We start from the raw sequence: 25,509 nt of genomic DNA on the forward strand, positions 1-25,509 counted from the left end.
CAACCGCGTGGATCTTATACCCGCCGGGCTCAGGCCCGGCTGATCCGGTTAACGCTCTTCAGGCCGCGCAGTTTCTTCATTACCCGGGCCAGATGGATCCGGTCGGTAACGGTCACTTCCATATGCACGTTGGCCAACTGGCCTTCGTGTTCGCTGATATCAATCGCCAGCACATCTGCCCCAACGCTGGAAGCAGAGGTCGCCAGCTCGGCAATTATCCCGCGATGGGATTCGACCTCGGTATTCAGATTCACGCTGAACTCCTCATCCAGCGTATCGGACCATTCCAGATAGATACATTTTTCCGGATCATCGCGCAGATAACCGATATTCCGGCAGTCGGTCTGGTGAATCACCAGACCACGACCGGTACTGATATGGCCGATAATCTTATCGCCGGGAATCGGCAAACAGCACTTGGCATACTGCAGCACCATCCCCTCGGTGCCCTTGATCGACATCGGTTTCTGGCGGCGGTTACGTTCGCTTTCGTCGCTGACTGCAGCCTGAGGATCTTCCTCCGGTCGCAGACGGCGGGCCACCACATACGCCATGCGATTGCCCAGACCGATATCTTCCAGCAGATCATCCAGCGTCTGCAGCTCCGCTTCCTGCAACAGCTCACGCAGTTTAAACGGATCAATATCGTTCAGGGTTGCACCATAGTTGGCGAGGAACTGATTCAGCAGACGCTGGCCCAGCTCCACCGACTCGTGACGCTGCTGATTTTTCAGATAGTGCCGGATCGCTGTACGCGCTTTACCGGTCACCACAAAGTTCAGCCAGGCCATGTTCGGCTGCGCGCTTGGGGTGGTGATGATCTCTACGGTCTGACCATTTTTCAGCGGCTGAGACAAGGGCGCCAGACGGCGGTTGATTCGGCAGGAGACACAGGAGTTACCCACATCGGTATGCACCGCATAGGCGAAATCCACGGCGGTGGCACCGCTTGGCAGCTCCATGATTTTCCCCAGCGGGGTGAATACGTAGACTTCATCCGGAAACAGGTCGGTTTTTACGCTGTCGATAAACTCCATCGAGTTACCGGCACGCTGATGCATCTCCAGCAACCCCTGTACCCATTTCCGGGCGCGCTTGTAGTTACCCAGTGCGCTTTCTGAGGCATCGTTGTCATCGTCGTTTTTGTAGTGACTGTGCTCGGCGATCCCCTGACTGGCCACCACATCCATCTCCTGTGTACGGATCTGAACTTCGATGGTGATATCCCGCGCACCAAACAGATCGGTGTGCAGAGACTGATAGCCATTGGCTTTAGGAATCGCGATATAGTCTTTGAATCTGCCGTGGACCGGCTTATACAGATTATGCACTGCGCCCAGCGTGCGGTAGCAGTCATCCACCGAGTCGGTGACGATGCGGAAGGCGAAGACATCCATAATCTCGGCAAACGATTTTCGCTGCGCCTTCATCTTTGAATAGATACTGTAGAGGTGTTTTTCGCGGCCCGTGACATGGCCATGCAGCCCCTCCTGCTGCAGTCGTTTCTCGATAGTTTCCTGAATCGAGCTGATCACATCCTTGCGCTGACCACGGGCCTGAACCACCGCCCGTCGGATATATCTGGCGCGCATCGGATAATGGGCCTGAAACGCGAGATCTTCCAGTTCCATCTGCACATCGCGCATCCCGAGTCGGGCGGCAATCGGTGCGTAAATATCCAGTGTTTCACGGGCGATACGGCGCTGCTTGTGCGGCGGCATAGCGCCCAGCGTTCGCATATTGTGCAGACGGTCGGCAAGTTTAACCAGAATAACCCGGATATCCTCTGCCATCGCCAGTACCATCTTCTGGAAGTTACTGGCCTGAGCTTCCGCCTTGGTCTCAAATTCCAGATGGGTCAGTTTGGAAACCCCATCGACAATGTCTGCCACCGGCTTACCAAACTGCGACTCGATCCCCTCGTAGCTGATCTCGGTATCTTCGATCACATCATGCAGCATCGCCGCCATCAGGCTCTGATGGTCCATCCGCAACTCGGCCAGAATATTCGCCGCTGCCAGAGGGTGAGTTACATAGGGTTCACCGCTTTTTCGCTTCTGCCCGTCATGGGCCTGCTCAGCGTAGAAATAGGAACGACGCACCTGCTGGATCTGTTGTGGATCCAGATAATCATTCAGGCGTTGAGAAAGTGCGTCAATTGTAGGCATTGCCCCTCCAGACTTCAGGCGCTAAGTAACCGGTAAACTCTGATGATGCCGTATAACGGCAGGCAGGAAAAGATTTTCGGGTGAAAAAAGCAGGCCGCCAAAACACAAACGCCCCGCTGAACAGCGAGGCGTTTGCAGACGGGAAAAGATCCCTTAGTCCTGGTCGATTTCGTCCAGAACGTTACGGGTGGTGTGACCCTCAGCGATCTCACGCAGCGCAACCACGGTTGGCTTGTCGTTTTCCCACTCTACTTTGGGTTCTTTACCGCCAGTCGCCAGCTGACGTGCACGTTTAGCAGCAACCATAACGAGCTGGAAACGGTTATCTACGTTTTCCAGGCAATCTTCAACGGTAACTCGAGCCATGGGGGTAACCTCAGAAATTAGGGGTGTTTAAAAGACCGCGCAGTGTAACCTTTAGCCAGCTTTATGACAAGAGTTGAGCCAGCAGCTCCGCCTGCTGTTTCTGCTGCTTACCAATCTGCAGACGCTGAGCCAGAAATACCGCGTGCAGCTCCTCCAGTGCAGTGTCGAACTCATCATTAATGACCAGATAATCGTACTCGCCATAATGGCTCATCTCGCTGGCCGCCTCGGACATACGCAGGGCAATCACATCCTCACTGTCCTGACCGCGACCGGTCAGGCGCTGCTGCAGCGCTTCACGGGAGGGCGGAAGAATAAACACAGAGCGACAGTCCGGCATCAGACGACGCACCTGCTGCGCCCCCTGCCAGTCGATCTCAAGAATCACATCCAGCCCCTGCTCCAGTTGCTGTTCAACCCAGCGCTGTGAGGTGCCGTATTTATTGGTGAAGACCTCGGCAAATTCGAGAAAGTCGGCATCCTCAATCATCTGATTGAACGTTTCCATGGAGACAAAGTTGTAATCCACGCCATCTTGCTCACCCGGACGCATCGGCCGTGTGGTGTGTGATACGGAAACCACAATCTTTTTGTCTTGTTCCAGCATAGCTTTCACCAGGCTGGTTTTACCGGCACCCGAAGGTGCAGAAACTACGTACAAAGTGCCTTTAGCCATTCTCTTTCCCGTTATCTGAATAAAGCGGCGCGGGATGCGTTCCCGGTGGCCATAGTATAGTTTTTTTGCCCGCCACCGGCACCCCGGCACAGCCGCTTTGGCCGATAAAGCTGTGAATAACTCCGCAAGTTATGCAGAAAAACCCTAAACAATCTCAGGAACCCGCCGTTAGCCACTGTAATAACGGGATTTTCCGTTAGAAATCGTATATGATCTGATCAATTTAATTACAATCATGCACGACGGTTACTATTGATGCGCTGGATTTCAGCCTCAGCAAGTTTTGTTACAGCTCTGCCACGACTTCACCAGAAGTCTCTGGTAGCTCTAGCCACCACGCTGCTTTTGGTGGCCGCTTTTCTGCCCTCTTCTGACAGCCCCTATTCAAGCACGCCCCTGCCTCTGGATCATCTGGTCGACAGTGTCATCCCTGAACCCGAGGTAATGGAGCTTAGCCGCAGCATGCTGCGCGCGCCCTGGGCCTTCGATAAAGTGCCCAGTGGTGAGACCCTGCTGGTGCCGGCACCGGGTCAGGGTGCTAACAGTTATCAGTACATAGTCCGCAAAGGCGACACGCTGGGTAAGATCTTCGAACGTCTGCAGTTACCACAGAAAACCATGTACGAACTGCTGGAAACTGACCTTAACGTCCTCGCTCTGGACAACCTGATGCCCGGCCATACGCTGGTCTTCGAAAAACAGGATCAGGCACTGCTACGTCTGGAGCTGCAGTTCAGTCTCGCGCATAAAGTGGTTTATCAGCGCAAAGATGACGGCTTCGAATTTGAAGAAGTTCGTCTCGAAGGTGACTGGAAAGAACAACTGGTCAGCGGCGAAATCCTCTACAGTTTTACCGGCTCCGGCCAGAAAGCCGGTCTCACCCAGGCAGAAGCCCAGAGTATTACGCAGGTTCTGAAAGAGCGGGTCGATTTCCGTCGCGATATTCAGAAAGGCGATAAATTCGAAGTGCTGGTATCTCGTCAGTTTATTGATGGCGAAGCCACCGGCAACACCAAGGTTCAGGCGATCCGGATTAAGAACCGCCACAATATCAGCGCCTTCCTGTTTGAGGACAACTATTACGATGAGAAAGGCCGTAATCTGGAAAAAGCCTTCCAGCGCTATCCGTTTAACGGCAACTACCGTCTCAGTTCTCACTTCAACCCGCGCCGCCGGCACCCGGTTACCGGTCTGATCCGCCCCCACAACGGTACCGACTTTGCCATGCGTAAAGGCTCCCCGGTGGTATCAACCGGCGACGGCGTGGTCAGCCGCGTGGTTCGTCATAAATACGCCGGCCTCTATATCGAGATCAAACACGGTCAGAGCTACAAAACGCGCTATCTGCACCTGAACAAATCTTACGTCGTCAAAGGGCAGCGGGTTAAACGCGGGCAGAAGATTGCACAGTCCGGTAACTCCGGTCGCTCTACCGGGCCACACCTGCACTTTGAACTGCATAAGAATGGTCGTCCGGTAAACGCCATGAAGGCGAAGATTCCGATTGCCGTCTCGCTCACCGGTAAGAAGAAAGCGGCGTTCAAACGCCAGTTGGATCAGTATCTGGCACGCCTCGAAGCGCCAGAGAACGAGCAACTGGCGCTGAATCAGTCTGAAAAGTCCGGCACCGGCCAGACTACGCTTTAGCCCTCCAGTTGTTTCAGCTTGCGGTACAGGGTGGCACGGCTGATGCCGAGCGCGCTGGCCGCTGCTGAGATATTTCCCTGATTCTGTTCTACCACCAGCTTAACCCGCTGCAGTTCCGTGTCTTTGAGTGTACCGGCAGGATTGACGCCGGCTGTTGAGATCGGTGCAACCGGGGCCAGACTACACCCGGTAGTCAGCTCTTCCAGAAAATCATCGCTGATGTGATCGGTATCGATCAGAGATTCGTCCGGCTCCATAAAGGCGATCGCAACACGCAGGGTGGTTTCCAACTGGCGGATATTACCGGGCCAGTGGTAATCCAGCAGTTGCTGCATCAGCCCGGGAGCGATCTCAAGATAGCGCCCATCCGGAACCAGCTGCTGCAGGAACTGGTTGATAAACTGCGGTTTATCCGCCCGTTCGCGGAAGGCCGGCAGCCTCAGGCAAACGCCGTTCAAGCGGTAGTAGAGATCCTCACGGAACTTACCTTCCGCCACCAGCGCTTTCAGGTCACGGTGCGAAGCGCAGATCACCGCAATATCCAGCGCCACCTCATCCCCGGCACCCAACGGCGAAATAGTCCGCTCCTGCAAGACCCTCAGCAACCGGGCCTGTAATGCCAGAGGCATATCACCAATCTCGTCCAGAAACAGCGTGCCGCCCTGTGCCTGTTCCAGACGACCGGTCATACCGCCCTTGCGGGAGCCGGTAAACGCACCTTCCCGGTAGCCAAACAGTTCGGATTCGATCAGCCCTTCAGGTATCGCAGCACAGTTTACCGCCACAAACGGGCCGGCACTGCGTCGACTGTCGAGATGAAGAGATTTCGCCATCACCTCTTTACCGCTACCGGTTTCACCCTGAATCAGTACCGGCAGTTCGTGGGAAAGCGCACGGCTGCCCATACGCACACCTTTCTGCAGACGCGGGTCCTGCCCGGCCAGATCACCCAGACCGGGTGCCCGGACCGGTTTAGCTTCCGCCTTCGTCCGGGTTCGTTTAATTGGTTTATCCAGCTCCACCGGCAGGGAACGGGGAAAATGTAACAGCTCACAGGCAAAGTCAGCACTGCGGGTATGTAACTGACCACGCCCTTTCCGGTGCAGATCGGTCAGCAGAACCTCAGGCCTGACACCAAACAGCTCTTCAAGGTTTTTACCCAGTAGCTGCGGCCGCTTACGTCCGAGTAACTGGCAGATCTGTTCGTTCGCTGCGATCACTGTGCCATCGGATTCCAGCGCGATCAGCCCCTGCCATGAGGAGCGCAGGTATTCGGGCCGGGTATGTACGCTGAGCACGATATGTTGCTGAAACTGCCCGGAAAACATCCGATTTTCGATGGAGCGCACCGCCTGCTGCACCAGACTGAGGTTGGGCGGCAGGATTCGGTTATCGGTTGGCGACGTCAGATCCAGCACCCCCACCAGCTCACCCTGAGCATCACTGATCGGAGCCGAGCAGCAGGAAAGATAACCCACCTGATCAAGGAAGTGCTCACGCCCGGTAATCATGACCGGGCTTCGCTCTACCAGCGCCGTGCCCACCGCATTGGTTCCGCGTACCTGCTCGCTCCAGTTAGCCCCCGGCTCCAGCGCGTAACGGGTGGCGGAATCCAGATGCCGCTTGTCCCCTTTCACGCCGAGAATCGTGGCGTCTGCATCTGCCAGCATCACCAGACCACCCTCGGCGGCGAAATAATCCACCAACTGGCTGATCTCCGGATGTGCGGATTCGATCAACCCGCTGTGACGTTCTTTCAGATCCGCCACCCGATCTTTGGAAAGGTTTTCCAGATCAAGCGGCGCTTTATAACTCAGGCCCGCGTCGATACTTCGCTGCCAGGAATCCTCAATCTCACTGCGCAGTACCCCGCTGGGGACCTCACCCTGTCGCAGGAACTGCCGGCGTGCATCCTCCACGCTCAGTTCCGCTGTCTGTCCTAATGCCATTGTGCGGGCCTCTTGTTATTGTTGTGGGGTCTTTGCGCCCCTGCCGCTGCATAAAAATAAGTATATGTACTTATTTACCTTATGACTGCTCAAGATTCAATCAACCTTGTTTCATACTATAGAACGAAAAAAGCCACGGTACTGGAAACAGCGACCGTGGCAAAAACAGCGGAGAAAGACAGATAGGGGTTCCGCCAGTGTTGAAGAGAGAGGAAACGACTGACTCTTCAGTGCGCTTAATAGAAGTACATCAGTACCGCCTGCATATAGAGGTTGGTGTCATCGTTACCCTGATTGGCAATCACAGCACTGCCATCCGGGTTGTAGATACCCACCATCGGACTGAAGACCCAGTTATCGTTAATTGTCCACAGTGCGTACAGATCCACCTCGGTTCCGGACAGATCCGCTGCATCATCTTCTTTACCAAAGTCCCAGTATTGCGCACCCAGTGTCAGATCTTCACGGGGCTGCAAGGTCAGCTCCAGACGGTTAACCGTGTTGCCTGAGTTGGCCGGGCCTGCATAGTTTGATGCAACTTCACCCTGAAACCAGGTACCGAAACCACGGGTGAAACCGAAGAACAACGGATCGAATGCTTCATTATCGGTGGTAGCGCTGTCATCCCCGGAGAATTCGGCATAACGGTAGTTCAGGTTAGGCGTCCAGGGCAGATCCGCAAAGGTCCAGCCCGCTTCCACATACCAGGCATTACCTTTGTTCTTAACACTGGTATCGCCACCGCTCTGATCAACGTATTCAAAGGAGAGAAAGAGGTTTTCCACACCCAGACTGCCCTGACCCCGCAGACTGACCACATCCATGCCGTCGCGCTGATCCCAGAGTCCCAGCCCGGTACCGGCCTCAACATCGAGCACTTTCAGATAGCTCAGACCCAGCGTGCCTTTAGCATCATCCACCAGCTCCAGATTGATACCCCCCAGCTCTGTATCCTGATGGTAGGGGTTGTCGGATTGCAGCCAGAACAGATCACCGCGCAGCGGGCCTTCCGGGTCCAGACGCAGGATTGCGGTGTTATCAAAACTCTTCTGACCCGCCAGATAATAAGCACCGCCACGGTTCACACCCGCATCCGGCAGGCCCAGGTTATCGAGATTACCCAGACTGATCGCATCGCCGGCAATCAGGAAACCATCGCCGAGCATAAAATTCTGCCGGCCCACCGAGAGATCCAGCAGACCGGATTCACTCTGCCAGCCGACAAAGGCATTCTCCAGCCTGAACTCACGCTCATCACCGTTGGTATAACCGCCCGCATCGCCATCGCCCCAGGTACCGAGACCGATAACCCCCAGACCACCATAAACGCTGCCGCCGGTGAGGCTCTGGCGTCCTACCAGATCGGCTTTGATGTAAGCTTCCTGCCAGTCATTACCCCCCTGAGTGCCAATGTAATTTTCATCCGTAGAGAACAGTCCGGCCATGGCCTCGACATTAAACTCCACGCTTTTACCATCCTGATTATGGATCTCTGCTGCCTGTGCCTGCAGGGCGCTGCCCAGCAATAGCGCCCCGGCCAGGGCAGGTTTAACGTATGCGTGATGTGGTTTTTTCATTGTTATTTTCCATTTTCAATCGCAGTTAGTCGGCTTTTCTTTGGCAAAAGCCGGCCCGGGGCGGTGCCATCAGGCACCACCGGAAGGGCTCAGTTTTTAAGGGTTTAAAAGAGGGGTTAGCGGATAAACACCTGCGCCGTCGTGGTCGACATATCGCCGCCCGGCAGGGTGATGGTGTCGAGACGCTCAAGGCTGTCGGCGTCAAACACCGCTACGTGATTGTAAGTACCCGCCAGATAGATCTTACTGCCGTCATGGTTGACGGTGATGCAGTAGTAGGAGTGATCCAGTTCGGCAGCTTTCAGCAAAGTCTGCTTCTCGATATCGTACTTCGCCAGACGGTTCAGCACCCCGTACATGATGTTGGAATCTTTCGGCGAACGGGTGCCGGTAAAGTAGATCTCGGTGATCGGTCCGAAGTCACGGGTTTCAGTGGCCCCGGTCTGCAGGTTGATGTTGAAGTAACCGTAGATCCAGTCTGCCGTATTCAGGTCTTCAGAACCTTCCTGAAAACGCGCCGTAGTGTAGAGAATGGTAAAGTCCTCAGTCGGCGTCTGCACCGCCCAGACGTTCAGCACGTCTGGCTGCACATAGCGTTCACGCTGCCAGTTACGGCTGGGCACTGCCACTTCGTACTCACCGGTATTCACATCCATTTTGTAGATGTCCGCACCGGCCATATACAGCCCACCATCTTTACCCACCTGCATCGCCGTCACGATCCGGGGGGATGGCAGCATACGAACCGGCTTGGCGTTTTTGCCTGCGCTGGTGTCGTAGACCGCCAGCCGGGTTGGCTGCACCCGGTAATGATCACGTTCCAGAATGGTTGGGTTCTGCACCGCATACAGCTCTTTGCCATCGTAACTCAGGGCAAAGGAGTAGATGGTTTTCGTCCGCTCTTTGGCTGACTGCGCCATGCGGGCATGGAAGCTGACTTCACAACTGTCCAGATCGATACCGTAGATATCTTCATAGCCATTGTTCAGTACATACGCCGTTTTATTATCCGGAGCCATCTGCAATGCCCCCGGCCCGAAACGGCCCGGCATATCGCAGGTTTTGAACAGCTTGTCGGTTTTCAGATCGACCACATGTAACTGGTTCGGGTAGTTTGCCACCACCATATACTCATTACCGGACTGCAGCGTTTTATTTGCTGCCGCCTGCGCCGGAACAGAAGTCAGCGCGGCAAAACCAAACGTCGCGCCGACCAGAGCCGTTGTCATGCTGCGACGAAGTTTATTGTTGTTGTTTTTCATCCTGTGCATCCTTCTGATTAGTCTTTATCTGCCGGGAATACGGTCCCCAGGTTGCGCCAGTTCTCGCCTGATTGATGCGCATCCTTATTCCAGTCCGGATAGGTGTTCATCATGTCCGGCACCTGTGCAGGCCACCAGCAAGGATCAGCGCAGCCATACAGATCGGATTCCATCGGCTGACAGAGGGAGGTAACCGAACCAAAGGCATCGATCTCCCAGCCCGGATCGGTGGTTGCAGTACAGCCGGCGAGGGATGACATCGCCACGACTTCTTCTACCTGGCCTTCACCTACGGCTTTGTCCAGGATGCGTGCTTTATTATTAAGAGGCTTGAGATGTTTCATATCAGTGAGCCCTCCGAGGAGAAATATAACTGTCGATAAAGGCCGGGTTCTCGGCCATGATGCGGCTGTAGACTTCGATACCGAAGTCCACCCAGTCACGCATCAGTTCGCAGTAGTGATAAACGGGATGAGTCGGGTCTTCATAACGGGCGTAGCTTTCGTGGTAACAACCACCGGAACAGAGGTTACGGATCCGGCAACTGGAACAGCCGGTATTGGTGCGATCCAGACGCTGCTCCAGGAATGAACCCAGACGCTCTTTATCCACACCTTCCTGAACCGAACCAAAGGTATCCAGATCGGAACCGGTAAAACGGTGACAGAGATTCAGGCCGCCTTCGTGATCCACCGCCAGCATGGCAACACCTGCACCACAGGGCAGCGCTTTTTTATTGCCCTCATGCAGATCGGTGATCAACTGATGCATATTGGAGAAACCGATATTCCGGTGCTCCAGTGCAGCCTCCAGATACTCCCGCCCCAGCGCCTTCATGTTGCTGAACACTTCGACCAGCTCAGTGTCACTGAGGTTGTAGTAGCTGATATCACCGGACGTTACCGGGGCAAAACCCACTTCGGCAAACCCCAGCTCGTTGAACAGGTGATCCCAGATGCGACGGATATCGGTAATCCCTTTGGTCAGGGTGACCCGCGCTCCGACCGGGCGGGCGTTAAACCGTTCCAGCAGCATCCGTGCCTTACGACTGACCACATCATAAGTTCCCTGACCACCGACAGTGATCCGGTTCTTATCGTGAATCGCCTTCGGCCCGTCCATACTGATAGAGATACCGAAACGATGCTGGTTCAGCCAGTCAACGATCTCCTCTGTCAGCAGGGTGGCATTGGTGGTCATGGTAAAGTCCACCGGCTTACCCAGCTCGGCAAAACGCCGCTCCGAATAGGCCACCACATCCTTGATCAAAGGCAGATTGGACAGCGGCTCCCCGCCAAAGAACACCACGTTGTAGCGGCTCTCGTCGGGGGACTCCTGAATCAGCATTTCGATCGACTGGATCGCAGTGTCCAGCCCCATCTTCTTGCCGGCAGACGGCTTATCCAGATCTTCCTTGTAGCAATAACTGCAGCTCAGGTTACAACCGGTATTAACGTTCAGCACCACCGTATTCAGCGGAAATTCGGTTACCTTCTTCAGGCCGATTTCCGGTGTCAGCGGTGATCCGTCACTGACCAGTTCAAGCGCGATCAGCTCTTTCAGCGTATCCGCAATCTGCTCGGCCGGGAACTGACGCTGCAGTTCCGAAACCAACTGTTCTGCGGTCTGCTGTTCGCTACGCAGGGTTTCGATCAGTTGCAGGGTCAGGCTGTCCAGCTCAAACAAACTGCTGGAGGGGATATGAAACAGCAACTGTTTCGCATCCACTTCCACCAGATGCAGATTCTGTTCAACCAGATTTAATTGGGCGCCCATAGAACAACCCTCCTCACTTATTCTTATTCTCTGGCGGCAACGCCGCCCCGTGATTGGGTGTATCTGTTATGGCAACGGCGGGTTATTCCAACGCTGAACCGTCACGATCAACTGGCCGTCGGCAGTCAGGGCCTGACCCTTCTCATCCACGGTCGCAACCACTTTCAGGTTACCGGCGTTGTTTGTCGACATCCGGCGTTCCGGGTTAGGTCCGGCAGCGGCGGTGGTAAACACCCCGGTTTTCGGATCCATTTTGCCGGTAAATTTCACGTCGTCATCGGCTGCCGCCTGCTCATCAAACGGCTCTACATGCCACGCAGCCGGAACAAAGCCGATGCGCATATCGTCATCGGTACCCGCCTTACCATCGGCACCATTCATCCAGGCTTCGGCCTGGAAGTAAGCGTTGTACTTCGGCGTTGAACCACCATTACCACCGACACGGCCTACACTGAAGTCCGGTACAACCTTAACGCTGCCGATCTGATCAAAGACATTGATCGCGGCACCGTTAGCCTTACCTGCTTTCACCTGACGGCTACCCAACTGAGCATCGTCACTGGCCTGAACCTGAACCACCAGCTTGTTGGTGTCACGGTACAGCACCTGGTTGACTTTCAGCCCTTTACCCAGAGCAACCTCTTTGCCCAGACCGGTACCGACCAGCGTCAGAACCTGCGTCGAACCGGCACGGATATACTCAGGCTGAACCGCCAGCAACCTGGCGCCACTGCCTTCACGCACTGCAGTGAAGTCCATACCTTTCTCATCATGGACCGCTTCAAACATACGCCCGGTCAGTTCATTGCCGTCTTTGGAAGCCGCAAAGACCTGACGCATCTTCACGCCATCGATTTCAAGATTCGCACGCCACTCATAACCGGTATAAACAATCGCGCTACCTTTACCGGTAAAGGCGCTGCCATCGGCATATTCACCCTTAACGCTGACCTTGTAGAGATCGTTCTTACCACCGGAAATGGTCATCACACCGCGCAGATCGCCTTTACCCGGCATCGTCGCACTGAAGCTCCAGTTACCATCCATCGGTACTTTCTTCGCTTTCTGCCAGTTCTCCCAGGCTTTAGATTCCAGCCCCAGATCCTTACCCAACTGCGGCACGGTCTGATTCAGTGCAATCTCCATCCAGTCACGGTCACGTGCCAGCGCCTGATACTCAAGCGTTGGCCACTGACCCAGATGGAAGTGCACCAGATGCTCCCATTCCGACTGCGGGCGACGCTGCAACATCACGCGGGCACCGGAGTGACAGCGGGCACACATCTCCGTGAACTCCTGAGAATCGAAGGATTCCATGGTATTAAGACGGCGCTCCATAGCGTAGCGGGCGCCTTCGGTTTCTTCCGGAGCCAGACCCTGACGGTCAGCGAAGTACTTCACCAGCGTACGGCGCTCTTCATCGGTAATCTGCAGATTGTGCATCAACTGCATACGCGCGATGCTCATCAGCCACCCTTCCGGTGTTTTACGCTGATGGCTCATACGGCTGAACTGGGCGGGTTCTGCCTGCTCCTGCGTGTGACAGGCCAGACATTTATTCTTGATGATGGATTCGGCGTCGGCTGCCTGCACTGACGATGCCGGTAACATCGCCCCCGCCAGCATCACGCCCCCCATCCAGGTGGATAGTTTCGTATTCTTCTTCAAGGCCAGACTCCTTTTTATGTTTATTCTGCGGTGGTACGACCACCCAATAGTGCTAACCTGACATCCTTAACGCACACCCCGTGCCAAAACCAACAACCCCTTATATTTCAATCAGATAACAAAATAAGGGGTTTCACTTATCAGTAAAACACTGTTTTATTCCGCAACACTGCTGTTCAGTTCTGCAACACTTCCGCCATGATCAGCGCCAATACGGGCTGCGCGGCTGTCTCAGCGAATGACTTATTTTTTGACACCCTGTCTCAGTCTGAAACAGTCAAATACACCCTTCGCCTCCCCCAGCCTATAAGAAACTCATTTGTTTTCATGTAGTTATATAGAACTAATTCTGTCTGGCACAGCCTTTGCGATAGCTCTGGCAGCAAACGCAAGAACCCTGCTGGTGAAGCGGTGTCAGCCAACCTGAATTCGGCAACATCTTCTCGCAGTAAGGGTTTGCCTTTATAAGATCGACATAACAATAAAAGGTCACTTTATGAATTCAGCTACATTCACCCCCTCACCTGAAGCCACCGCTTTTATTCAACGTGAACACCGCTTTCTGGTAGGCGACCAGTGGCTCAGTGCAGCCGACGGGCGCACCATCGACGTCGTCAATCCATCCGATGGCGAGGTGATCACCCGGGTACCGGCTGCCGGTAAAGCAGAGATGGATCTGGCCGTACAAACCGCCCGACAGACCTTTGACGACTCCGCCTGGAGTCGGATCAAGCCGGTTGATCGACAAAAACTACTCTGGGACTTCGCTGATCTGATCGAGAAAAATGCAGGCCTGCTGGCTGAGATCGAAGCGATGGATAACGGTAAAAGCGTCGTCATCGCTGAGCATGTGGATATCCGGCTGGCAGTCGACTTCCTCCGCTATATGGCTGGCTTCGCAACCAAAATCGAAGGCCGCAGCGTAGATGTGTCTGTACCCTTTATGCCGGATGCACAGTTCCACGGTTACACCCGACGTGAAGCGGTGGGGGTTGTCGGTGCAATCGTCGCCTGGAACTTCCCGCTGTTGCTGGCCTGCTGGAAACTGGGCCCGGCTCTGGCTACCGGTTGTACCGTGGTTCTGAAGCCCGCCGAAGACACCCCGCTGACCGCACTGAAACTCGGCGAACTGGCGCTGGAAGCCGGCTATCCGCCGGGCGTGGTGAACGTCGTTACAGGTTATGGTCAGGAAGCGGGTGCGGCACTGACGGCGAATCCAGATGTGGATAAGCTGACCTTCACCGGTTCGACCGACGTCGGTAAATTGATCGGTAAAGCCGCCATGGACACCATGACCCGGGTCACCCTTGAGCTGGGTGGTAAATCCCCGACCATCGTCCTGCCGGATGCCGATCTGCAAAGTGCAGCCGCCGGCGCGGCTAACGCAATCTTCTTTAACCAGGGACAGGTCTGCTGTGCAGGTTCTCGCCTCTACGTTCACAAGAAACACTTCGACAACGTCGTGGCCGATATCTCTGATATTGCCAACAGCATGACACTGGGTGCAGGCCTCGACCCGAATGCGCAGATGGGCCCACTGGTTTCCGCGAAGCAGCAGTCACGGGTCTGTGGTTATATCGAACAGGGCATCAGCAGCGGAGCCCGCCTGACTGCCGGTGGCGGTGCCGCCGACCGTCCGGGCTTCTTCGTTAAACCGACCGTGATGGTCAACGTCGATCAGAACGCCAGCGTTGTACAAGAGGAGATCTTCGGCCCGGTACTGGTCGCGATGCCGTTTGACGACATCGATGAAGCGGTGCGTATCGCCAACGACAGCCAGTACGGACTGGGTGCCAGCATCTGGTCCAACAACCTGTCAGAAGTTCATCGCATGATCCCACGTATCAAGTCCGGCTCTGTCTGGGTCAACTGCCACACCGCACTCGACCCGGCGCTGCCATTCGGCGGTTACAAACAGTCCGGTCTCGGCCGTGAAATGGGCAGCGATGTCATCGAACACTACACCGAAGTGAAGTCGGTTCTGATGAGTATCTGATAGCCACCAAACCACAAAAAAACCGGAGCCTGACTCCGGTTTTTTATTGCCTGATAAATACAATAAATAACAGCATTCGGACCAGATTTTCTGCTTGATCACTCCCTCCTGCTGATTCCGGCACGGTTTCTGCTGAACCTTAATAAAACGAGGTTAATCACCTGAACACTGCGTCTGCGGGATGACTTTTGCACCACAAAGGTGCACCGCATAACACCCGGCAGGTTAACGCACAAATTTGGTGGGTCTGAACGGGAACATGAGCGAAAGATTACTGATCTATACCGATTTAGATGGTTCTCTGCTGGATCATTACAGTTACGGCTTTGCTCCGGCGGCAGAGCTGCTCGGCCGTCTGGCTGAGCATTCGGTGCCGGTTATTCCTGTGACCAGTAAAACCCGTGCGGAGCTGATTCCTTTGCGGGTAGCGTTGTCTAATCCACATCCATTTGTTGTTGAGAATGGCGCAGCCGTTTTTATACCTGAGTACTATTTCCCTGAGCCTGTTTCGGGATGCGAAGTCTATGGCGATTTTTTGTGTCAGCGGTTTTCTGAACCGCGTGGTGTCTGGCAGCAGCTTCTGATAGAACTTAAGCCGCTGTTTACAAACGAGTTCATTAGTTTTTCTGAAGCCGGGGTCAGCGGCATTATTGAGATGACTGGGCTCTCTCCTGCATCGGCTGCCCTCGCCAACCAACGGGATTTCAGTGAGCCGGTTTACTGGCTCGGCAGCGAGAATCGTAAACAGCAATTTATCCGGGCTGCTCAGCGTCATGGGGCTAACGTACTTGAGGGTGGCCGGTTCCTGCATATCACCGGTCAGTGCGATAAAGGCAAAGCTTTAAACTGGCTGAGTGAACGCTATCGCCAGTTTAACCCCGGCAATCACTTTACTACCCTCGCCGCAGGGGACAGTCAGAATGATCTGGCGATGCTCAGCGCGGCGGATCTCGCCGTGTTAATCCGCTCTCCCGTACACCCTCCTCCGGTTCTGGAACACCCTCGGCTGAACATCACTGAAGCGATGGGGCCGGATGGCTGGAACGAAGCCGTGTCACGGCTGGCGGCACCCTTTCTCAGATTTTCCGATTCAGATTACCCACAGGGTAAGGAGTAGTTATGGCTGATTTTTATCAGAACGGCATCATTACCACCCTGCACAACCTGTCACATCGTCCGGTTGAGGATCTGGAGCAGGATCTGCTCCGTTTCAGCCAGAAACGTCCTCTGGGGATTATTCTGCCTTCGCTGTTTTCCGAACTGGAGGGGCCTGCGCTGGGCAATATTATCGATGAGATCAGCCGGGTGCCCTATCTGAATGAGATCGTGATCGGTCTGGATCGGGCCGATGAAGCACAATTCCGGTTCGCCCAGTCTTTCTTCAGCAAACTGCCGCAGCATCACCGTATTTTATGGAACGATGGCCCCCGGCTACGGGCACTGGACGCGGAGCTGCAGGCACTGGATCTGGCGCCAAAGGAGCCCGGTAAAGGCCGTAATGTCTGGTATTGCATGGGGTATGTGCTGGCTTCAGGGCGGGCAGAATCTGTGGCTCTGCACGATTGTGATATCACTACCTACACGCGGGAGCTGCTGGCGAGGCTGATCTATCCTGTAGCGCACCCTCAGTTTAACTACGAGTTCTGCAAAGGGTTCTATACCCGTGTGGCCGATGGCAAGATCAACGGCCGCGTCAGTCGCCTGCTGGTCACGCCTCTGCTGCGATCTCTGAAGAAAATTTTACCCGGCAGTCACTATCTGGAGTATATGGACAGCTATCGCTATCCGCTTGCCGGTGAGTTCTCCTTCCGCCGCGACGTGCTCAACGACATACGCATCCCCAGCGACTGGGGACTGGAGATCGGCGTGCTCTCAGAGATGCACCGCAACTATTCAAATAACCGTCTCTGTCAGGTGGATATCGCTGATCGCTATGATCACAAGCATCAGGATCTGTCTCTGGATAACGTCAATGCCGGTCTGTCGAAAATGTCGATCGACATTACCAAAGCGCTGTTCCGCAAGCTGGCGACTCAGGGGCATACCTTCAGCAGTGAGAGCTTCCGTACCCTGAAAGCGACCTATTACCGGATCGCGCTGGATTTTGTCGAAACTTACCATAACGATGCGCTGATGAATGGCCTGAAACTGGATATTCATGCCGAGGAGGAAGCCGCCGAGATGTTTGCCCGCAATATTATGATTGCCGGCGATGAGTTCCTGAACCACCCGATGGAGAAACCGTTTATCCCAAGCTGGAACCGGGTGGTCAGCGCGATGCCGGATGTGTTCGACCGTCTGATCGAGGCCGTCGAAGCTGATAACAAAGCCTTTCTCTGAGAGGGCCGCTCTGTGAATACTGCAATGGAACAGCTCAACTATACCCTGCAGAGCCATCTGCAGCTTATTTATGAGCAGATAGAGGGCGTGGACATCACTGAGCTGGCTGAAGAGCTGATCAGCCTGATGCGTCTGGAGCAAGTCACCGCCGCACCCGTTCCCCATCAAAACCACTGGGATCAGCGGGATGTCATTATGATCGGTTACGGTGACGCGCTGCATCATCCGGAGGAAACGCCCCTGCAAACCCTGTATCGGTTTCTGCACAACCCGTGCGAAGGGCTGATCAGCGGGGTGCATATTCTGCCGTTTTTTCCCTACAGTTCAGACGATGGCTTTGCCGTAACCGATTTTTACAACGTCCGCGATAGTGCAGGAACCTGGAGCGATATAGAGACGATATCGGCTGAATTCCGGTTAATGAGCGATTTAGTACTCAATCACTGCTCATCCCGGAGCGAGTGGTTCGGTAACTTTATACAAGGCCGGGGCACTGGCCATGATTATTTTTTCACGGCAGACCCGGCATCTGATCTTTCTGCGGTGGTGCGTCCCCGTACCAGCCCGCTTCTGCATCCGGTAAAAACCGAACAGGGGCTGCAGCATGTCTGGTGCACCTTCAGCCAGGATCAGGTTGATCTGGATTTTCGCAACCCGGCGGTTTTGAAGGAGTTTGTCCGGATTATTCGCCTCTATCTCGATCACGGGGTGAATATCTTCCGGCTGGATGCGGTGGCTTTTCTGTGGAAGGTTCCCGGCACCAGTTGCCTCAATCTGGCTGAGACCCATGAGATTGTCCGCCTGCTGCGCACACTGATCGAATACGCCTGCCCAACGGCAATGATCATTACCGAGACCAATATTCCCAGCCGCGAAAATCTCTCCTATTTCGGTAACGCTAACGAAGCGCACTGTGTGTATAACTTCTCGCTGCCGCCTTTGCTGCTGCATGCCCTGATCACCGGCAATAACCGCTATCTGCGGCAGTGGATGATGAGCATGCCCCCGGCTCAGGATGGCACCGCCTTCTTCAACTTTATCGCCTCCCACGATGGCATCGGCCTGCGCCCGGTAGAAGGCATTCTGTCCGATGAAGAGGTAGATGAGCTGATCGCTACGATGCAGAACTTTGGTGGACATGTCTCATGGCGCGCACTGGACAGCGGGATCAACAAACCCTATGAGATCAATATCGCCCTGTTCGATGCACTACAGGGTACCGTGCAGGGTAAAGACAATCTGGCTGAGGCACGATTTATCTGTGCCCACACCATTATGCTCGCGCTGGAGGGTATTCCGGGTATCTATTTCCAGAGTTTGCTCGGCAGCCACAACGATTATGAACGGGTGAAAATGACCGGACACTTCCGCTCAATTAATCGTCACCATTGGCAGTACCGCGATCTCGAGCAGCAACTGAGCGATCCCGAAAGCCACCACGCCCGTATCTTCAGCGAACTGAAACGACTGATCGCCATTCGCATTCGCCAGCGCGCGTTTCATCCCAACGCCACCCAGTTCACCCTGCATCTGGGCGAGCAGATCTTCGGCTTCTGGCGCCAGAGTATCGACCGGCGGCAAAGCATATTCTGCCTCAGCAATATCAGTGACCAACCCGCCACCCTGCAACTGTCTGACCTGAATCTGATCAGCACCAACGACTGGCATGATCTGCTCACCCAGCAGCCCTGCCCGGACCTGCAGGCGACAATGGAGCTGAAGCCCTATCAGAGCTTGTGGTTATCGAATATGTAGGCGAGCAGCACTGCAGATTATCTGCTGAATCTTTTCATGAATGGATGAGGTCGACAAACTCTCTGAACTTCTCTAACTCGCCTTCACGCTCAGCCCAGATCTGAAGCTCATCCAGACTGTACTGACCCGCCTGATCTCTGGCAACCCACGATGCCTGGGCCAGCCCCTGCCGGTCATCCCAATGAAAGTAAGCAGCCAGCCGGTCTTTAATACAATCCTGCGGAGTGATCAGCGAGAAGGTTCCCAATGGAGTGGCTAAAGTAACCCATTCCTTTATCGGGTCATCTCCTGCTGACAGCGGGCCCGAAGGAAACTCAACCACGAAAGGCGATTGAGGATGTTCATAGTAACGACCGACGGGTGTAAAACCGATGACAGCCATCGCCTCCTTCAGGGCTACGTTTGGCACGTAAGACCGATCAACAAAGTCGAGGTCATCCGATTGATAAAAATTGTTGGAGTAAATGGAAACGCAAGCCCCGCCCACCAGTGTCACATCAATACCCTGCTCTGCCAGATGCGAAGCGATCAGCCCTGCCAGATCCCGGGCAATGATTCCGGGATGGATGACATCCCGTTTACCCATCAGTTGCGACCCTTGTTAACGGTTTTTCCGGCTTGCGCGGGCGGCGGCGATTGTTGAGCAAAGCGTCCCTGAGCTCTTCCGGATAAAACTCCAGTACACGGTTAATCATGGCCTTCAATTCTTTAAGGTAAACACACCTTGGGTTAAGTGCATATACTCTGGATCGCCCCACATAACGGCTGTAGAGAACCCCTGCCGTTTCGAGCTTCTCTGCCTGTTTCTGAATAGGTGTCAGGGGAGCATCAAAGAACGCAGCAATCTGGCGTGGATAACCCTCATTCCGCGCCACCAGAAACACCAGCACACGTTCTTTATTTATATTGCCCAACAGCGCTTCTAACATATTGCTTACTCACTACACAGAGATTTGGGGTGAAAAGTAAATTCAGCCAAACGACCTATTAAAAGGCTCATATGAACTTATAATAGATTCATATGATCTAAAAAGAAAATCAAAAGACCGTTTCAGATGCCTGTGCAGCACCGGAAGCGCTTCTACTTTCCGGCAAACAGGGATGTTCAAATATCGGCTCAGGCGTTACTCTCAGGAATCCATTATTGAGTAGCCAGCAACTGTTTGTCTGATGCGCCGTCTTCCTCCTCTGAATCCACTTCGCGCCTTTGAAGCCGCAGCCCGCCACCAGCACTTTGGTCAGGCCGCTGATGAGCTGTGTGTAACGGTCAGCGCTGTAAGTCATCAGGTAAAAGCGCTGGAAGATCACCTCGGTGTGAAACTGTTTGCAAAACAGGGCCGCACCGTCAGCCTCACAACGGCCGGCAGGAATCTGCTGCCGGCGATTCAGCAATCGCTGGATCTGATCGCCGAAGCCTGCGAGCTGACCATGAAACCGGGCCTGAGCGGACGGCTGACCCTGTCTGCACCGCCAGAGATCACCTCTAAGTGGCTGATCCACCAGATCGGCAGCTTTGCTGACCAGCACCCGATGATCGATATCAGCCTGCTGGAACACTCCAGCGATGCGCAGACAATCAACTCGCAAGCGGATATCACCATCATCTACGATGCCGGTAATGCCGACTGGGACCGCTACTGGGTAACCCCAATTGGCGATCTGGAATTTTACCCGGTGTGCAGCCCGAAGCTTCTGGAGCAAGGCCCTCCTCTGCGGCAGCCGGATGATCTGCGGGGCCACCGTTTGTTGCACGATGATCAGAGCGGCAAGACCTGGGCCACCTGGCTTGGAGCCCACGCGCCGGATGTGCTCAAAGCGCCACAGCACCTGAACTTTGCCCACGCGGGCCTCTCGCTTGAGGCGGCCATCGCCGGGCTCGGCGTGGCAATGGGCGATAAGATTATTGCCAGTGCCGACCTGCAGTCCGGTGCGCTGGTAAGGCCTTTCTCTGAGCGTGTGCACTCGCTGGGTAACTACTATCTGGTCGCCGAAAAACGTAAAAAAGCGGATGCTAAAATTCAGTTGTTTACTGACTGGCTCATGCAGCAATTACACGATTTATAGCCCCAGACAGACCCCAAAGCCCAATCATAAAACTCTATTAAAATCATATAGCTAGTAAATATCGTTGAATATTTCTTAACGATTAACCCGTCTATTTTCAATAGACGCTCCTCCCCCCCGCTGTTTAGTTTGAATTGCACACAACCTGTTCAACTCAAACAACAAGAAGCAGAGAACTATGGCACGAACACTCAAGACAACTCCACGTCAGGACGGCTTTCGCATGCCGGGCGAATTTGAACCCAAAAAAGGCTGCTGGCTGGGCTGGCCTGAACGCCCGGATGTATGGCGCAACGGTGCCAAACCAGCGCAGAAAGTCTGGGTGGAGGTCTGCCGGATTATCGCCCGGAGCGAGCCCGTAACAGTGTGCGCCTCCGCCGCACAGTATGAAAATGCGCGCAGCATGCTGCCACCGGGAGTCCGGGTCGTGGAGATGTCGACTAACGATTCCTGGCTGCGCGATTCCGGCTGCGCCTTTCTGGTTAATGATCAGGGCGATGTACGTGGCACCGACTGGACCTTTAACGCTTACGGCGGACTCGATGGCGGGCTCTACTTCCCCTGGGATGCAGACGACAAAATTGCACAAAAAATGCTGGAGATTGAAAACCTCGACCGCTACCGCGCCCCCCTGATCGCCGAGATGGGCGGTATCCAGTGCGACGGTCAGGGTACCGTGCTGACCACCGAGCAGTGCCTGCTCAACCCAAACCGTAACGCGCATCTGGGCAAAGCCGAGGTAGAACGGCTGCTGTGCGAATACATGGGTGCCGAGAAGGTGATCTGGCTGCCACGGGGCTGCAAGTTCGATGAAACCGACGGTCATATTGATGACCTGGCCTGCTGGGTTGCGCCCGGCGAGCTACTGCTGCAGTGGACCGACGATGAAACCGATCCGCAGTACGAGATCTATCAGGAAGCCTACGCGATCCTCAAAAACAGTACCGATGCGAAAGGCCGTATGATCAACATCCACAAACTCCCCCAGCCGAAAGCGCTGGTATGGAGCGATGAAGAAGCCGAAGGGCTGGATCAGATCGCCGGTACCCATGTCCGTGAGGCGGGCACCAGAATCTGCGCCTCCTACATCAACTATTACGTTGGTAACAAAGTACTGCTGGTGCCGAGTTACGACGACCCGATGGATGAACCGGCACAACAGATACTGCGTGAACTGTTCCCTGAACACGAAGTGGTCGGCCTGAAAAACGCCCGGGAGATCCTGCTCGGTGGCGGCAACGTCGCCTGCATCACCCAGCCTCAATACGCTGGCCCCGCGAAGTAACCGCTTACCCCATCGGCAAAGACGGAGAAAAACAGATGAAAAAAGCATGCCACCAACTTTTGCTGGGTTGCACATTGCTCACCCCGCTGGCTCATGCAACCGAAAACCAAACCCTGAATATCTACAACTGGTCCGATTACATCACCGATGAAGCGATTGAGCACTTTGAGGCCCGCACCGGTATCAAGGTCAACTACGATGTTTACGACTCGCAGGAGATGGCAGAAACCAAAGTCTTACTCGGCGACAGCGGCTACGATCTGGTCGTTGCATCCGGCGCCTTCCTGCAACGCCAGATACAGGCGGGTGCCTTCCAGCCACTGGATAAAAGTCGCCTGAAAAACTATGCCAATCTGGATCCTAAAGTCCTTGAGATTGTGGCCAGCTACGACCCGGAAAATCAGCACGCCATCCCTTATATGTGGGGAACCACCGGCATCGGCTACAACGTTGCTCAGGCTAACAGGATACTCGGAGACACCACGCCTGACAGTTGGAAAACCCTATTTGAGCCGGAGGTCATCAGCCAGTTCGCTGAATGTGGCGTCGCGATTGTCGATGCCCCCACTGAAGTCAGCGCCGCCCTGCTGAAGTACCTTGGCAAAGACCCGAACTCAGAGTCCCGCGAAGACCTTAAACAGGTAGAGGAAAAGCTCAGAGCCATCCGCCCTTATGTGCAGTACTTTGACAGCTCCCGCTATATCAACGATCTGGCCAATGGCGAGATCTGTCTGGCACTGGGCTGGAGTGGCGATGTATTCACCGCCAGCCTGCGTGCTGCCGAAGCTGACAACGGTATTCAGGTGGATTACGTAATTCCCAAAGAGGGCGCACAGGGCTGGGCGGATACGTTCAATCTGGTCGCGGACTCCGGCAATGCCGAGGCAGCCTATGCCTTCCTCGACTACCTGATGGAGCCCGAGGTAATCGCCGGAATCAGCGACTATATCTGGTATGCCAACGCCAATCAGGCAGCGACACCGCTGGTCAATCCCGAGATCACCGGTCACCCCGGTATCTACCCGACTGCCGAAACCCATAAAAACCTGTTCGGCGACCGCGACCGCAGCGCCAAGTACAAACGCATGCTGACCCGTATGTGGACCCGAATCAAAACCGACAAATAATCCCTCCGGGGGAGATCACCCTACTCCCCCGGCGCTGTATAGAAAGGTATAACCCATGAGCAATACGGTTAAGTTTGCCACGGTGCAATTAGCCATCGACTGGCAGCAGGACAAAACGCTGAAAAAAATAACCGCCGCAATCCGTGAAGCGGCTAAGGAAGGCGCGCAGGTAATTGTTCTGCAGGAGCTGTTCCTTACCCCCTACTTCTGTAAAAAGCAGGAAGCGAAATATTTTGAGCTGGCTCAGCCACTGCAAGGCCACCCGGTAATCGCCCAACTCAGTGAACTGGCCGCAGAACTCAAGGTGGTGCTGCCGGTCAGCTACTTTGAGAAAGACGGTAACACCTTCTTTAACTCGCTGGTGATGATCGACGCCGACGGCAGCGTGCTGGATAACTACCGAAAATCCCACATCCCGGACGGCCCCGGCTACAGCGAAAAGTTCTACTTCAGCCCCGGCGATACCGGCTTTAAAGTCTGGAAAACCGCCTATGGTACCTTCGGCGCCGGCATCTGCTGGGACCAGTGGTTCCCGGAACTGGCACGCAGCATGGCACTGGCCGGTGCCGAAGCGATCTTCTACCCCACCGCCATCGGCTCCGAACCACAGGACCCGACGCTGGACTCCCGCGACCACTGGCAGCGCACCATGCAAGGCCACTCTGCCGCCAATCTGGTACCGGTCATCGCCGCCAACCGCACCGGCATCGAAACCGATGACGGTATCAGCACCACCTTTTACGGCTCCTCCTTCATCACCGACCACACCGGCAAAAAACTCGCCGAAGCACCGCGCGATGAGGAAACCATCATCTACGCCGAACTGGATCTGAACGCCTGCGCCAAAGCCCGCCATAGCTGGGGCCTGTTCCGCGACCGCCGCCCCGACCTCTATCAGCGGGTATTGCAGTTGAGCTAATCCCGCGCATAAAAAAACGCCCCTGGATTGGGGCGTTTTTTTTGTATCTGGATCGGGCAGGGGATCATTCGATATTCTGGATCTGCTCGCGCATCTGTTCGATCAGGACTTTCAGTTCTACCGCGCACTGGGTGGTGCTGGCGACGATCGATTTGGATGAGAGGGTGTTGGCTTCGCGGTTGAGTTCCTGCATCAGGAAGTCTAGGCGGCGGCCGATCGGGCCTTTCTGTTTGAGTACGCGGCGAACCTCCTGCACATGGGTGTCGAGGCGATCCATCTCTTCATCGACATCGGCTTTCTGAGCCAGCAGGGCGATCTCCTGTTCCAGACGCGACTCGTCCAGTTCCTGTTTCAGCTCGGCCAGACGCTGTTGCAGGTTGTTGCGCTGGTTTTCCAGAATCTGCGGCATTTTGCTCCGCACTTCGGCGACGATTTCGCTGATGGAGTCGAGGCGCTGGTTGATCAGGCCGGAAAGCTCCACACCTTCGCGACTACGACCTTCGATGAGGTCATCCAGTGCTTTATCAAACAGGGCACGGGCTGAATTTTTCACCAGCTCCATATCCAGTTTTACATCCTGCAACACGCCCGGCCAGCGCATCAGCTCCAGAGGGTCGACCGGTTGATGTGCTGCGAGCATGCCCTGCAGGGTTTCTGCGGCATGAATCACTTCGCGGGCGTAGTCTTCATTCACTACCAGTTGCTGAACTTTGGCTTCCGGGTTGAAGCGCAGGGTGCACTCCACTTTGCCACGGCTCAGGGTTTTACGCAGTTTTTCACGCAGGCTTCCTTCCAGCTCCTTGAGGTTTTCCGGCAGACGCATATGCGGCTCGAGGTAGCGATGATTGACGGAACGGATCTCCCAGCTCAGGGAGCCCCAGTCGTGTTCCGCTTCCTGGCGGGCAAATGCTGTCATGCTGCGTGTCATATGGTC

21 protein-coding genes are annotated in these 25,509 nt (G+C 54.9%); 9 read left to right on the plus strand and 12 right to left on the minus strand.

What is annotated here, in order from left to right; all coding sequences use genetic code 11:
- Nucleotides 1-29: 29 nt before the first annotated feature.
- From spoT to gmk, 3 genes are all read right to left on the minus strand, one after another.
- Nucleotides 30-2,168, minus strand: coding sequence for a bifunctional GTP diphosphokinase/guanosine-3',5'-bis pyrophosphate 3'-pyrophosphohydrolase (spoT, locus tag QUD59_RS07190; protein WP_286240498.1), 2,139 nt, complete (start codon nucleotides 2,166-2,168; stop codon nucleotides 30-32).
- A 153-nt stretch (nucleotides 2,169-2,321) separates the two neighbouring features.
- Nucleotides 2,322-2,534, minus strand: a complete 213-nt coding sequence (gene rpoZ, locus QUD59_RS07195; RefSeq protein ID WP_286240499.1) for a DNA-directed RNA polymerase subunit omega — start codon at nucleotides 2,532-2,534, stop codon at nucleotides 2,322-2,324.
- Nucleotides 2,535-2,595: 61 nt separating this feature from the next.
- The gene (gene gmk, locus QUD59_RS07200; RefSeq protein ID WP_286240500.1) at nucleotides 2,596-3,210 is read right to left on the minus strand and encodes a guanylate kinase; all 615 of its coding nucleotides are present in this window, start codon (nucleotides 3,208-3,210) and stop codon (nucleotides 2,596-2,598) included.
- A gap of 255 nt (nucleotides 3,211-3,465) precedes the next feature.
- Between gmk and QUD59_RS07205 the strand changes: the two genes are divergently transcribed.
- Nucleotides 3,466-4,857 carry a peptidoglycan DD-metalloendopeptidase family protein gene (locus QUD59_RS07205; RefSeq protein WP_286240502.1) on the plus strand — a complete coding sequence of 464 codons (1,392 nt, stop codon included), beginning with the start codon at nucleotides 3,466-3,468 and terminating at the stop codon, nucleotides 4,855-4,857.
- On the opposite strand, the gene QUD59_RS07210 is transcribed toward QUD59_RS07205, so the two are convergent.
- From QUD59_RS07210 to peaA, 6 genes are all read right to left on the minus strand, one after another.
- A complete protein-coding gene (locus tag QUD59_RS07210; protein WP_286240504.1) occupies nucleotides 4,854-6,806 on the minus strand; it encodes a sigma-54-dependent Fis family transcriptional regulator in 1,953 nt (650 codons plus the stop codon). The genes QUD59_RS07205 and QUD59_RS07210 overlap by 4 nt on opposite strands.
- Nucleotides 6,807-7,042: 236 nt before the next feature.
- Nucleotides 7,043-8,383, minus strand: coding sequence for an alginate export family protein (locus tag QUD59_RS07215; RefSeq protein WP_286240506.1), 1,341 nt, complete (start codon nucleotides 8,381-8,383; stop codon nucleotides 7,043-7,045).
- Between the two features lie 116 nt (nucleotides 8,384-8,499).
- Nucleotides 8,500-9,645 carry a quinohemoprotein amine dehydrogenase subunit beta gene (gene peaD, locus QUD59_RS07220; protein WP_286240508.1) on the minus strand — a complete coding sequence of 382 codons (1,146 nt, stop codon included), beginning with the start codon at nucleotides 9,643-9,645 and terminating at the stop codon, nucleotides 8,500-8,502.
- Between the two features lie 17 nt (nucleotides 9,646-9,662).
- Nucleotides 9,663-9,989, minus strand: a complete 327-nt coding sequence (qhpC, locus tag QUD59_RS07225) for a quinohemoprotein amine dehydrogenase subunit gamma (protein WP_286240510.1) — start codon at nucleotides 9,987-9,989, stop codon at nucleotides 9,663-9,665.
- Nucleotide 9,990: 1 nt separating this feature from the next.
- Entirely contained in the window at nucleotides 9,991-11,421 is a 1,431-nt protein-coding gene (peaB, locus tag QUD59_RS07230; protein WP_286240512.1) for a quinohemoprotein amine dehydrogenase maturation protein, read from the minus strand.
- Nucleotides 11,422-11,487: 66 nt separating this feature from the next.
- Complete coding sequence (gene peaA, locus QUD59_RS07235; protein ID WP_286240513.1) at nucleotides 11,488-13,089, minus strand: quinohemoprotein amine dehydrogenase subunit alpha; 1,602 nt, start codon at nucleotides 13,087-13,089, stop codon at nucleotides 11,488-11,490.
- Between the two features lie 496 nt (nucleotides 13,090-13,585).
- On the opposite strand from peaA, the gene QUD59_RS07240 reads away from it, so the two are divergent.
- The 4 genes from QUD59_RS07240 to QUD59_RS07255 all read left to right on the plus strand — a co-directional run bounded on the left by QUD59_RS07240 (nucleotide 13,586) and on the right by QUD59_RS07255 (nucleotide 19,180).
- Nucleotides 13,586-15,085, plus strand: coding sequence for an aldehyde dehydrogenase family protein (locus tag QUD59_RS07240; RefSeq protein WP_286240514.1), 1,500 nt, complete (start codon nucleotides 13,586-13,588; stop codon nucleotides 15,083-15,085).
- A gap of 259 nt (nucleotides 15,086-15,344) precedes the next feature.
- A complete protein-coding gene (locus tag QUD59_RS07245) occupies nucleotides 15,345-16,202 on the plus strand; it encodes an HAD-IIB family hydrolase (protein ID WP_286240515.1) in 858 nt (285 codons plus the stop codon).
- A gap of 2 nt (nucleotides 16,203-16,204) precedes the next feature.
- Nucleotides 16,205-17,425: a glycosyltransferase family protein gene (locus QUD59_RS07250; RefSeq protein ID WP_286240516.1), complete on the plus strand. Its 1,221-nt coding sequence runs from the start codon at nucleotides 16,205-16,207 to the stop codon at nucleotides 17,423-17,425.
- A 12-nt stretch (nucleotides 17,426-17,437) separates the two neighbouring features.
- Nucleotides 17,438-19,180, plus strand: a complete 1,743-nt coding sequence (locus tag QUD59_RS07255) for a sugar phosphorylase (RefSeq protein WP_350227798.1) — start codon at nucleotides 17,438-17,440, stop codon at nucleotides 19,178-19,180.
- A gap of 34 nt (nucleotides 19,181-19,214) precedes the next feature.
- Here QUD59_RS07255 and QUD59_RS07260 read toward each other — a convergent pair whose 3' ends face one another.
- Both QUD59_RS07260 and QUD59_RS07265 read right to left on the minus strand, forming a co-directional pair.
- On the minus strand, nucleotides 19,215-19,766 hold the full coding sequence (locus tag QUD59_RS07260) for a hypothetical protein (RefSeq protein ID WP_286240517.1): 552 nt from the start codon (nucleotides 19,764-19,766) through the stop codon (nucleotides 19,215-19,217).
- Nucleotides 19,759-20,109 (minus strand): winged helix-turn-helix domain-containing protein, encoded by a 351-nt coding sequence (locus tag QUD59_RS07265; protein ID WP_286240518.1) that lies wholly within the window; start codon nucleotides 20,107-20,109, stop codon nucleotides 19,759-19,761. Before QUD59_RS07265 ends, QUD59_RS07260 begins: the two co-directional genes overlap by 8 nt.
- Before the next feature lie 241 nt (nucleotides 20,110-20,350).
- Between QUD59_RS07265 and gcvA the strand changes: the two genes are divergently transcribed.
- The 4 genes from gcvA to aguB all read left to right on the plus strand — a co-directional run bounded on the left by gcvA (nucleotide 20,351) and on the right by aguB (nucleotide 24,575).
- Nucleotides 20,351-21,244 carry a transcriptional regulator GcvA gene (gcvA, locus tag QUD59_RS07270; RefSeq protein ID WP_286240519.1) on the plus strand — a complete coding sequence of 298 codons (894 nt, stop codon included), beginning with the start codon at nucleotides 20,351-20,353 and terminating at the stop codon, nucleotides 21,242-21,244.
- 178 nt (nucleotides 21,245-21,422) lie between these two features.
- Nucleotides 21,423-22,529: an agmatine deiminase gene (gene aguA / locus QUD59_RS07275; RefSeq protein WP_286240520.1), complete on the plus strand. Its 1,107-nt coding sequence runs from the start codon at nucleotides 21,423-21,425 to the stop codon at nucleotides 22,527-22,529.
- A 35-nt stretch (nucleotides 22,530-22,564) separates the two neighbouring features.
- On the plus strand, nucleotides 22,565-23,656 hold the full coding sequence (locus QUD59_RS07280) for a polyamine ABC transporter substrate-binding protein (RefSeq protein WP_286240521.1): 1,092 nt from the start codon (nucleotides 22,565-22,567) through the stop codon (nucleotides 23,654-23,656).
- Nucleotides 23,657-23,711: 55 nt separating this feature from the next.
- Nucleotides 23,712-24,575, plus strand: a complete 864-nt coding sequence (gene aguB, locus QUD59_RS07285; RefSeq protein WP_286240522.1) for an N-carbamoylputrescine amidase — start codon at nucleotides 23,712-23,714, stop codon at nucleotides 24,573-24,575.
- A gap of 64 nt (nucleotides 24,576-24,639) precedes the next feature.
- Here the strand turns inward: aguB and QUD59_RS07290 are convergent, their stop codons facing one another.
- Nucleotides 24,640-25,503 (minus strand): YicC/YloC family endoribonuclease, encoded by an 864-nt coding sequence (locus QUD59_RS07290; RefSeq protein WP_286240523.1) that lies wholly within the window; start codon nucleotides 25,501-25,503, stop codon nucleotides 24,640-24,642.
- Nucleotides 25,504-25,509: the final 6 nt, after the last annotated feature.

This window comes from Neptuniibacter halophilus, assembly GCF_030295765.1.
Lineage (GTDB): Bacteria > Pseudomonadota > Gammaproteobacteria > Pseudomonadales > Balneatricaceae > Neptuniibacter > Neptuniibacter halophilus.